12 protein-coding genes are annotated in these 9,239 nt (G+C 67.0%); all 12 read left to right on the forward strand.

What is annotated here, in order from left to right; genetic code table 11:
* Positions 1-73 precede the first annotated feature (73 nt).
* The gene (gene fusA, locus GCL72_RS01000; RefSeq protein WP_153142845.1) at positions 74-2,188 is read left to right on the forward strand and encodes an elongation factor G; all 2,115 of its coding nucleotides are present in this window, start codon (positions 74-76) and stop codon (positions 2,186-2,188) included.
* A 266-nt stretch (positions 2,189-2,454) separates the two neighbouring features.
* Positions 2,455-3,645 carry an elongation factor Tu gene (tuf, locus tag GCL72_RS01005; RefSeq protein ID WP_153142846.1) on the forward strand — a complete coding sequence of 397 codons (1,191 nt, stop codon included), beginning with the start codon at positions 2,455-2,457 and terminating at the stop codon, positions 3,643-3,645.
* Between the two features lie 585 nt (positions 3,646-4,230).
* A complete protein-coding gene (gene rpsJ / locus GCL72_RS01010) occupies positions 4,231-4,539 on the forward strand; it encodes a 30S ribosomal protein S10 (protein WP_010524603.1) in 309 nt (102 codons plus the stop codon).
* Positions 4,540-4,562: 23 nt separating this feature from the next.
* A complete protein-coding gene (rplC, locus tag GCL72_RS01015; protein WP_153142847.1) occupies positions 4,563-5,225 on the forward strand; it encodes a 50S ribosomal protein L3 in 663 nt (220 codons plus the stop codon).
* Between the two features lie 5 nt (positions 5,226-5,230).
* Positions 5,231-5,848, forward strand: coding sequence for a 50S ribosomal protein L4 (gene rplD, locus GCL72_RS01020; RefSeq protein WP_153142848.1), 618 nt, complete (start codon positions 5,231-5,233; stop codon positions 5,846-5,848).
* Positions 5,845-6,150: a 50S ribosomal protein L23 gene (gene rplW, locus GCL72_RS01025; protein ID WP_010524600.1), complete on the forward strand. Its 306-nt coding sequence runs from the start codon at positions 5,845-5,847 to the stop codon at positions 6,148-6,150. Before rplD ends, rplW begins: the two co-directional genes overlap by 4 nt.
* A 39-nt stretch (positions 6,151-6,189) precedes the next feature.
* Positions 6,190-7,029: a 50S ribosomal protein L2 gene (gene rplB / locus GCL72_RS01030; RefSeq protein ID WP_153142849.1), complete on the forward strand. Its 840-nt coding sequence runs from the start codon at positions 6,190-6,192 to the stop codon at positions 7,027-7,029.
* A gap of 12 nt (positions 7,030-7,041) precedes the next feature.
* Positions 7,042-7,323: a 30S ribosomal protein S19 gene (gene rpsS / locus GCL72_RS01035; RefSeq protein ID WP_153142850.1), complete on the forward strand. Its 282-nt coding sequence runs from the start codon at positions 7,042-7,044 to the stop codon at positions 7,321-7,323.
* A 56-nt stretch (positions 7,324-7,379) separates the two neighbouring features.
* Positions 7,380-7,745 (forward strand): 50S ribosomal protein L22, encoded by a 366-nt coding sequence (rplV, locus tag GCL72_RS01040; protein WP_010524597.1) that lies wholly within the window; start codon positions 7,380-7,382, stop codon positions 7,743-7,745.
* Positions 7,745-8,566 (forward strand): 30S ribosomal protein S3, encoded by an 822-nt coding sequence (gene rpsC / locus GCL72_RS01045; RefSeq protein ID WP_029514047.1) that lies wholly within the window; start codon positions 7,745-7,747, stop codon positions 8,564-8,566. Before rplV ends, rpsC begins: the two co-directional genes overlap by 1 nt.
* Positions 8,566-8,988 carry a 50S ribosomal protein L16 gene (gene rplP / locus GCL72_RS01050; protein WP_010524594.1) on the forward strand — a complete coding sequence of 141 codons (423 nt, stop codon included), beginning with the start codon at positions 8,566-8,568 and terminating at the stop codon, positions 8,986-8,988. The genes rpsC and rplP overlap by 1 nt, the downstream gene beginning before the upstream one ends.
* A gap of 2 nt (positions 8,989-8,990) precedes the next feature.
* The coding region (gene rpmC / locus GCL72_RS01055; protein ID WP_153142851.1) for a 50S ribosomal protein L29 at positions 8,991-9,239 on the forward strand (249 nt) is incomplete at its 3' end.

Raw genomic sequence — 9,239 nt, forward strand, 5'->3', positions numbered from 1 at the left:
GGCTTGTCGGCGGCGGGTCACCGCTTCACCGGCAGCATCCATCGAGAGACCTGAGAGGACAAGGGGATCAACCGTGGCACAAGACGTGCTCAGTGACCTGAAGAAGGTCCGCAACATCGGCATCATGGCGCACATCGATGCCGGTAAGACCACCACGACCGAACGTGTGCTGTTCTACACGGGCCTCAACCACAAGCTGGGGGAGACCCACGACGGTGCGTCCACGACGGACTGGATGTCTCAGGAGAAGGAGCGCGGCATCACGATCACGTCCGCCGCGGTGACCTGCTTCTGGGAGAACAACCAGATCAACATCATCGACACCCCGGGCCACGTCGACTTCACCGTCGAGGTGGAGCGTGCGCTGCGCGTGCTCGACGGCGCGGTGGCGGTGTTCGACGCCAAGGAGGGTGTGGAGCCGCAGTCGGAGACGGTGTGGCGCCAGGCCGACAAGTACAACGTGCCGCGCATCTGCTTCGTCAACAAGATGGACAAGCTCGGTGCCGACTTCTACTTCACCGTCGACACCATCAAGTCCCGCCTGGGCGCCAAGCCGCTGGTGATGCAGCTGCCGATCGGCTCCGAGTCCGACTTCGTCGGCGTGGTGGACCTGGTCCACATGAAGGCGCTGGTGTGGCCCGGCGACGCCAAGGGTGACGTGACCCTGGGCGCCGAGTACGAGACCCGGGAGATCCCGGAGGAGCTCAAGGAGCGGGCCCAGCAGTACCGCGACGAGCTCGTCGAGTCGGTCGCCGAGGCCGACGAGGACCTCATGGAGAAGTACTTCGCCGGTGAGGAGCTCACCCTCGAGGAGCTCACCAAGGGCATCCGCAAGCTCACCGTCGGCGGCGAAGCCTACCCGGTCTTCTGCGGCTCGGCCTTCAAGAACCGCGGCGTGCAGCCGATGCTGGACGCCGTCGTCGACTACCTGCCGAGCCCGCTGGACATCTCGGCGATGGAGGGCCACGCGCCGAACGACGAGGACAAGGTCCTGACCCGCAAGCCCAGCAAGGACGAGCCGTTCTCCGCGCTGGCCTTCAAGGTCGCCGCGCACCCGTTCTTCGGCCAGCTGACCTACATCCGCGTGTACTCCGGCCGGCTGACCAACGGCGCGCAGGTGGTCAACACCACCCGCGGCAAGAAGGAGCGCATCGGCAAGCTGTTCCAGATGCACTCCAACAAGGAGAACCCGGTCGAGGAGGTCACCGCGGGCAACATCTACGCCGTGGTGGGCCTGAAGGACACCACCACCGGCGACACGCTGGCGGACCCGGGCGAGCCGATCGTGCTCGAGTCGATGTCCTTCCCGGAGCCGGTCATCACGCTGGCCATCGAGCCGAAGTCGAAGAATGACCAGGAGAAGCTCTCCACGGCCATCCAGAAGCTGGCGGCCGAGGACCCGACCTTCACGGTGAACCGCAACGAGGACACCGGCCAGACCGAGATCGGCGGCATGGGCGAGCTCCAGCTCGACGTGCTGGTCGACCGCATGAAGCGCGAGTTCAAGGTCGAGGCCAACGTCGGCAAGCCGCAGGTGGCCTACCGCGAGACCATCCGCAAGAAGGCCGAGGGTGTGGAGTACACCCACAAGAAGCAGACCGGCGGCTCCGGCCAGTTCGCCAAGGTCATCCTCGACTTCGAGCCGCTGGACACCTCCGACGGCGAGATGTACGAGTTCGTCAACGCCGTGACCGGTGGTCGCATCCCGCGCGAGTACATCCCGTCGGTCGACGCCGGCATCCAGGACGCGATGGGCCTGGGCGTGCTCGCGGGCTACCCGATGGTCGGTGTGAAGGCCACGCTGAACGACGGCCAGTACCACGACGTCGACTCTTCGGAGATGGCGTTCAAGATTGCCGGCTCCCAGGCCTTCAAGGAGGGCGTCACCCGCGCGAAGCCGGTGCTGCTCGAGCCGACGATGGCCGTCGAGGTCCGCACTCCCGAGGAGTACATGGGCGACGTCATCGGCGACCTGAACTCTCGGCGCGGCCAGATCGGCCAGATGGACGACGCCGCGGGCGTGAAGGTCATCCAGGCCACGGTCCCGCTGTCGGAGATGTTCGGCTACATCGGCGAGCTCCGCTCGCGCACTCAGGGCCGGGCCGTCTTCACCATGACCTTCGAGGCCTACGCCGAGGTCCCGAAGGCCGTGGCCGAGGAGATCATCGAGAAGAACCGCGGCGAGTGACGGTCTGACCGATCGTCCTCGGCGCAGCACGAGGCCCCGTTCCCCCGTCGGCCGTCCGGCGGGCGGGGGAGCGGGCTCCCGGCGGGGCCGGATCCGGAGCGGTCCCCGCCGATCAGCCGCCTGACGGGGCAGGCGCGACCGGCCCGTGAGGTCTCCGGAAATTTCACTGAATACCATGCGCCCCAGTAGACTTGCGAGAGTTTCAGCCTTGCACCAGTGCGGCTGATAGCACGTCTTCTGACTGAACACGTTCTTAGGAGGAACCTGTGGCCAAGGCAAAGTTCGAGCGGAGCAAGCCGCACCTGAACATCGGCACCATCGGTCACGTCGACCATGGTAAGACGACCCTGACCGCCGCCATCTCCAAGGTGCTCGCCGACAAGTACCCGGAGCTGAACGACGCGAAGGACTTCGCCGGCATCGACAACGCTCCCGAGGAGCGCGAGCGCGGCATCACCATCAACGTGTCCCACGTGGAGTACCAGACGGAGAAGCGCCACTACGCGCACGTCGACGCTCCGGGCCACGCTGACTACGTGAAGAACATGATCACCGGTGCCGCCCAGATGGACGGCTCCATCCTCGTGGTCGCCGCCACCGACGGCCCGATGGCCCAGACCCGTGAGCACGTCCTCCTGGCCCGCCAGGTCGGCGTCCCGGCGCTGATCGTCGCCCTCAACAAGGCCGACATGGTCGAGGACGCCGAGCTGCTGGACCTGGTCGAGATGGAGGTCCGCGAGCTGCTGTCCGAGCAGGACTTCGACGGCGACGACACCCCGATCATCCGCACCTCGGCGCTGAAGGCCCTCGAGGGCGACGCCGAGTGGGTCAAGACCGTCGAGGACCTCATGGAGCAGGTCGACGAGTACATCCCGGAGCCGGAGCGCGACAAGGACAAGCCGTTCCTGATGCCGATCGAGGACGTCTTCACGATCACCGGCCGCGGCACGGTCGTGACCGGCCGCGCCGAGCGCGGCACGCTGAAGATCAGCTCCGAGATCGAGATCCTCGGCATCCGCCCGAAGCAGAAGACCACGGTCACGGGCATCGAGATGTTCCACAAGCAGCTCGACGAGGCCTGGGCCGGCGAGAACTGCGGTCTGCTGCTGCGCGGCGTGAAGCGTGACGACGTCGAGCGCGGCCAGGTCGTGGCCGCCCCGGGCTCGATCACCCCGCACACCAACTTCGAGGCGAACGTCTACATCCTGTCCAAGGACGAGGGCGGCCGTCACAACCCCTTCTACACCAACTACCGTCCGCAGTTCTACTTCCGGACCACCGACGTCACCGGCGTCATCGAGCTGCCGGAGGGCACCGAGATGGTCATGCCGGGCGACAACACCGAGATGACCGTCGAGCTCATCCAGGAGATCGCCATGGAGGAGGGCCTCGGCTTCGCCATCCGCGAGGGTGGCCGCACCGTGGGCTCCGGCCGTGTGACCAAGGTCCTGAAGTGAGCCTTCGGATCTGCTGATCTCGGGGAAGGCCCCGGCCCGCCTCTGATGGGCGAGGTCGGATAACTCCCCGGAGTCGACGAGAGCCCCCGACGTCCCTGCGACGCCGGGGGCTCTCGTGCTGTCCGGCCGGGGCCGGCCGCCCGTCGAGCAGTTTGCAATCCGTGGGGGCATCTGTCAGGATGGACAAGTTGCTCACGGACGATCACGTCCCGGCGTGCCCATTCTCGGGCGCGCTGCAGTGGGCGAAAGGCCATTCGAGATCGAGACCGACTCTCGTGGTGTGTCTCGCTGTGCGCAGATGTTCTGCTCATCAAAGCGACACGCCCGACCGCGGGGGTCGGATATCCGACAGGGCGAGCAGCCGTGGCGGAGCGCGGAGAGCGCGACGGATGCGGTTCGGCCTGATCGGGATGTGCGTCACCTCCTCGAGGGGAGGCGGCGCGCAGTCCGCAACTGCAGAAGGGGAGTGCCGCGGGACGTCCCTGTCCGGCGCATGGCCAGGCCTTCTCGCCGACGCGCGCGTCGGGCCGCTGCGGGCTGTGAGAGACCACATGACGAAGCAGTGACCAGAAAGAGGCAGATGCCATGGCGGGACAGAAAATCCGCATCCGGCTGAAGTCGTACGACCACGAGGTCATCGACAGCTCGGCTCGGAAGATCGTCGACACCGTGACGCGCGCCGGCGCGACGGTCGTCGGCCCGGTGCCGCTGCCGACCGAGAAGAACGTGTACGCCGTCATCCGGTCGCCGCACAAGTACAAGGACAGCCGCGAGCACTTCGAGATGCGCACTCATAAGCGCCTCATCGACATCGTCGACCCGACCCCCAAGGCGGTCGACTCGTTGATGCGTCTCGACCTGCCTGCAGACGTCAATATCGAGATCAAGCTCTGAAGCAGGGAGGTGCTGAGAGAACTATGACCAACATTTCCCGCGTCGAACTGAACGTCAAGGGACTGCTGGGCACGAAGCTCGGCATGACCCAGGTCTGGGACGAGGACAACAACCTCGTGCCGGTCACTGTCGTCCAGGCCGAATCCAATGTCATCACCCAGATCCGCACTGCGGAGAACGACGGCTACTCGGCCGTCCAGATCGGCTACGGCCAGATCGATCCGCGCAAGGTGACCAAGCCGCTGGCCGGTCACTTCGAGAAGGCCGGCGTGACGCCGCGCCGTCACCTCGTCGAGATCCGCACCGGCGACGCCTCCGAGTACGAGGCCGGCCAGGATCTCTCCGTCGGATCCTTCGAGACCGGCCAGAAGGTCGACGTCGTCGGCCGCACCAAGGGCAAGGGCTTCGCAGGCGTCATGAAGCGTCACGGCTTCGGCGGCGTCGGCGCCTCCCACGGTCAGCACAAGAACCACCGGAAGCCCGGCGCCATCGGCGGCGCCGCGACTCCGGGCCGCGTGTTCAAGGGCGTGCGCATGGCCGGCCGGATGGGCAACAACCGCCACACCACGCACAACCTCACCGTCCACGCCGTGGACGCCGAGAAGAACCTGCTGCTCATCAAGGGCGCCGTCCCCGGTGCTCGCGGCCAGGTCGTCCTGGTCCGCACTGCAGTGAAGGGAGCATGATCCTCATGGCCAACAAGGTTTCCGTCGATCTCCCCGCCGAGGTCTTCGACGCCAAGACCAACGTCGCACTGATCCATCAGGTCGTCGTCGCGCAGCAGGCCGCAGCTCGCCAGGGCACCCACAAGGTGAAGACCCGCTCCGAGGTCTCCGGCACCGGCACCAAGCCGTTCCGGCAGAAGGGCACCGGTCGGGCGCGCCAGGGTTCGATGATCGCCCCGCACATGATCGGCGGCGGCGTCGTGCACGGCCCGACCCCGCGGGACTACAGCAAGAAGGTCCCGAAGAAGATGAAGGCCGCCGCGCTGCGCGGGGTCCTCTCCGACCGTGCTCGCGCCGGCCGCGTCCACGTGGTCGACGCCCTGGTGGGGTCCACCTCCACCAAGGCTGCGAAGCAGGCCCTGGAGGGTCTGGGCGGCCGCAACCGCAACTGGCTGGTCGTGATCGACCGCAGCGACGACGCCGCCGCGCTGTCGACCCGCAACCTGCCGTCCGTCCACACGCTGTACGCCGACCAGCTGAACACCTACGACGTCGTCGTCTCCGACGACCTGGTGTTCACCCAGGCCGGCTACGACGCGTTCCTGGCCCACGCCCAGGGTGCGAACAAGGAGGAGGCCAAGTGAGCGTCCCGACCGTCAAGGATCCGCGCGACGTCATCATCGCGCCGGTCGTCTCGGAGAAGTCCTACGGCCTGATCGACGAGGGCAAGTACACCTTCCTCGTCGAGGTGAAGGCCACCAAGTCGGAGATCAAGTACGCCGTGGAGAAGATCTTCGGCGTCACCGTCGACAAGGTGAACACCAACAACCGCCCGGGCAAGCGGAAGCGCACTCGCTTCGGCTGGGGCTCGCGCAACGACACCAAGCGTGCCGTGGTGAGCCTCCGCGAGGGCAACATTGACATCTTCGGAGGTCCGCTGTCCTGACCAGGGCAGGCGGAGACCACTTAATCGAGGAAGAAGAACATGGCTATCCGTAACCTCAAGCCGTCCACCCCGGGCCAGCGTGGCTCGTCGGTGGCCGACTTCGCAGAGATCACCCGGGACACCCCGGAGAAGTCCCTGCTGCGCCCGCTGAGCAAGACCGGCGGACGCAACAGCTCGGGCAAGATCACCACTCGCCACAAGGGCGGCGGACACAAGCGCCAGTACCGGCTGATCGACTTCCGTCGGTCGGACAAGGACGGCGTGCCGGCGAAGGTCGCTCACATCGAGTACGACCCGAACCGCACCGCCCGCATCGCGCTGCTGCACTTCGCCGACGGCGAGAAGCGCTACATCCTGGCTCCGGGCCGGCTGGCCCAGGGCGCGGCCGTCGAGTCGGGCCCGAACGCCGACATCAAGCCGGGCAACAACCTGCCGCTGCGCAACATCCCGCTGGGCACCGTCGTGCACGGCGTGGAGCTGCGTCCGGGCGGCGGGGCCAAGCTCGGCCGCTCGGCCGGCGCCTCCATCCAGCTGGTGGCCCGCGAGGGCAAGCACGCCCAGCTGAAGCTGCCCTCCGGCGAGGTCCGCAACGTCGACGTGCGCTGCCGCGCCACCGTCGGCCAGGTGGGCAACGCCGAGCAGTCCAACATCAACTGGGGCAAGGCCGGCCGCAGTCGCTGGAAGGGCGTCCGTCCGACCGTCCGCGGCGTCGTGATGAACCCGATCGACCACCCGCACGGCGGTGGCGAGGGCAAGTCCTCCGGCGGCCGCCACCCGGTCAACCCGAACGGCATGCCCGAGGGTCGCACGCGGCGCCCGAAGAAGGAGAGCGACAAGCTCATCGTGCGTCGCCGTCGTACCAAGAAGAACAAGCGATAGGAGCCTGGAGCCATGCCACGCAGCTTGAAGAAGGGCCCCTTCGTTGATCAGCACCTGTACCTGAAGGTGCAGGCTGAGAACGAAAAGGGCACCAAGAATGTCATCAAGACCTGGTCCCGCCGTTCGATGATCGTCCCGGACATGCTCGGCCACACCATCGCCGTGCACGACGGCCGGAAGCACATCCCGGTGTTCATCACCGAGTCGATGGTCGGGCACAAGCTCGGCGAGTTCGCTACGACGCGCACGTTCCGCGGCCATGTGAAGGACGACAAGAAGGGCAAGCGCCGCTGATCCCCGAGGGGATGAGCACGCTGCCTCTTCGATCCAGAGACGAGAGAAGGAAAGCAATGGAAGCCAAGGCAATTGCGCGCTATCTGCGTGTGTCGCCTATGAAGGCCCGGCGCGTCGTCGACCTTGTCCGCGGCAAGCAGGCCAACGAGGCGCTGGCGATCCTGCAGTTCGCCCCGCAGGGAGCCTCCGAGCCGGTCTACAAGGTTCTGGCCTCGGCGATGGCGAACGCTCGCCAGCACGCCGACCAGGCCGGCGTCGCGTTCAACGAGGACGACTACGTCGTGACCGAGGCCCGGGTCGACGAGGGTCCGACCATGAAGCGGTTCCGCCCGCGCGCCCAGGGTCGGGCCTACCGCATCAACAAGCGCACCAGCCACGTGACCGTCGTGGTCGGTGCGGACGAGAAAGGTGGGGATCAGTAGTGGGTAACAAGATCAACCCCAATGGTTTCCGTCTGGGCGTCACGACGGACCACGTCTCCCACTGGTACGCCGACTCCAACGCCGCGGGTCAGCGCTACAAGGACTTCGTGAAGGAAGACGTCCAGATCCGCGAGCTGCTGGCGAAGAGCGTGGAGCGCGCCGGCATCTCCAAGGTCGAGATCGAGCGCACCCGCGACCGCGTCCGGGTCGACATCCACACCGCCCGTCCGGGCATCGTCATCGGCCGCCGCGGCGCCGAGGCGGACCGGATCCGCGGTCAGCTGGAGAAGCTGACCGCCAAGCAGATCCAGCTGAACATCCTCGAGGTCAAGAACCCCGAGACCGATGCGCAGCTGATCGCCCAGGGCGTCGCCGAGCAGCTGGCCGCCCGGGTGGCCTTCCGCCGCGCGATGAAGAAGTCCATCTCCTCGGCCATGCGGTCGGGCGCGAAGGGCATCCGGATCCAGTGCTCCGGCCGTCTGGGCGGTGCGGAGATGTCGCGCAACGAGTTCTACCGCGAGGGCCGCGTGCCGCTGCACACCCTCCGGGCCAATATCGACTTCGGCAAGCACGAGGCCAAGACCACCTTCGGCCGCATCGGCGTGAAGGTCTGGGTCTACAAGGGCGACCTGACCGACAAGGAGCTGGCCGCCCAGCAGGCCGCGCAGCCTTCGGGCCGCGGCGGCGGGCGCGGCGGCGGCGGTGGCCGCGGCGGCGAGCGTCGTCGGCGCGGCGGCCGCAGTCGTGACCAGCAGGCCCCCGCTGAGACCGCAGCCCAGCCGGCTGCTTCCGAGTCTGCAGCAGAAGGAGGTCAGAGCTGATGCTGATGCCCCGTCGAGTCAAGTACCGCAAGCCGCACAAGCCGAAGCGCCGCGGCCACGCCAAGGGCGGCACTGAGCTCGCCTTCGGCGAGTACGGCATCCAGGCCCTCGGCCACGGCTGGGTCACGAACCGCCAGATCGAGTCTGCGCGTATCGCCATGACCCGCCACATCAAGCGCGGCGGAAAGGTCTGGATCAACATCTACCCGGACCACCCGCTGACCAAGAAGCCGGCCGAGGTCCGCATGGGCTCCGGCAAGGGCTCGCCCGAGTGGTGGGTGGCCAACGTGAAGCCCGGACGCGTGATGTTCGAGCTGACCGTGACCGGTGCCAGCGACGAGGTGGCCAAGGAGGCCCTTCGTCTGGCAATCCACAAGCTGCCGATGAAGGCACGCGTGATCAGCCGAGAGAGTGGTGAGTGACCATGGCAGTTGGGTCGAAGGATCTGACGGTTGAGACGCTCTCCGCGATGGACGACTCGTCCCTCGCCGAGCAGCTGCGCAGCGCCAAGGAGGAGCTGTTCAACCTTCGCTTCCAGTCCGCCACCGGTCAGCTGGAGAACTCCAGCCGTCTGAAGGCCGTCAAGCGCGACATCGCCCGGATCTACACGGTCCTGCGCGAGCGGGAGCTGGGCATTCGCGAGTCGGTCGGTGCTGAGGCAGAGTCCACTGAA

This window comes from Nesterenkonia halophila (assembly GCF_009467795.1).
Lineage (GTDB): Bacteria > Actinomycetota > Actinomycetes > Actinomycetales > Micrococcaceae > Nesterenkonia > Nesterenkonia halobia.